This window comes from Peptoniphilus indolicus ATCC 29427 (assembly GCF_000227315.1).
Taxonomy (GTDB): domain Bacteria; phylum Bacillota; class Clostridia; order Tissierellales; family Peptoniphilaceae; genus Peptoniphilus; species Peptoniphilus indolicus.
This window is the reverse complement of the sequence record NZ_JH165137.1, coordinates 1-865: the sequence shown is the minus strand read 5'-3', so window position 1 is coordinate 865 and position 865 is coordinate 1. Positions and strand designations below refer to the sequence as shown.

Annotated in this window: 2 protein-coding genes; both read right to left on the bottom strand. The window is 28.7% G+C overall.

All coding sequences use genetic code 11. The annotated features are described in order from the left end of the window. Positions 1–330: type II toxin-antitoxin system PemK/MazF family toxin (locus HMPREF9129_RS10355; RefSeq protein WP_040553328.1), on the bottom strand; the 330-nt coding region annotated here is incomplete at its 3' end. A gap of 187 nt (positions 331–517) precedes the next feature. Beyond that, the coding region (locus tag HMPREF9129_RS11830; RefSeq protein WP_004823569.1) for a hypothetical protein at positions 518–865 on the bottom strand (348 nt) is incomplete at its 5' end.

The following is an 865-nucleotide window of genomic DNA, read 5'->3' as shown; positions in this document are numbered from 1 at the left end:
TTTAATTGACTCTTTCAATTTATATATATCTTCTTGCGATAAAGAATATATTTTCTTTCCATATATCCTATTTACAGACACTTCCCTTAACTTATTAACCCTTACAAATGCTTTTTCATAACTAGGATTTGACTGATAATCTTTACAATTTATAGTAAATCCCTTTCTATATTTTTTGCCACTCTTTTTACTTGTCATAGGTGCTACTAAAATAGTATTATCGGGTTTGGTTAAATCTCCTACAATTACGGCATAGTGTTTACCTGATAATTCTCCACCTAAATTCTGTTTAAAATCAATTAAATATACACCATATATTTCATACTTCATAATTTTCTCCATAAAATTAGGCACACTTTTCGGTGTGCCTGCAACATCCTTAACTAATAAGGCTTTTTCCTCTTAAGAGTTCCTTATCCTTAACTAATAAGGCTTTCGGTACTTACATTATACCATTTTCATTTTTTATTGCAATACCGTTAGCCTCTTAACTATCTATTAATATCTACACATCAAACTATTTATTATAAAACTCCTCTTTAGTAGATTTTTCTTGCATTCTATGCAATTCTGCATGTTCATCCATAGAGTCCGCTGGTGTCCCCTCTATAAATCTTTGATATTTCTCAAAACATTCTTTAGCCGATCTAACAGAAAAATCTCTCATCTTTGTTTTTTTATTATAATGGAATCTTCTTTCAACATATTCACAATATTCATTAAAACTATATTCTCTTGGTGTATAATATTTAAGAGGCTCAAATCTTTCTATCTTAACCTCTATTCCTTTTAATAAATCTCTAAAGTCTCCTATAGGGGCATAGTATCCATAATCTTCATAAAATATTTTATTTAATTCTATATC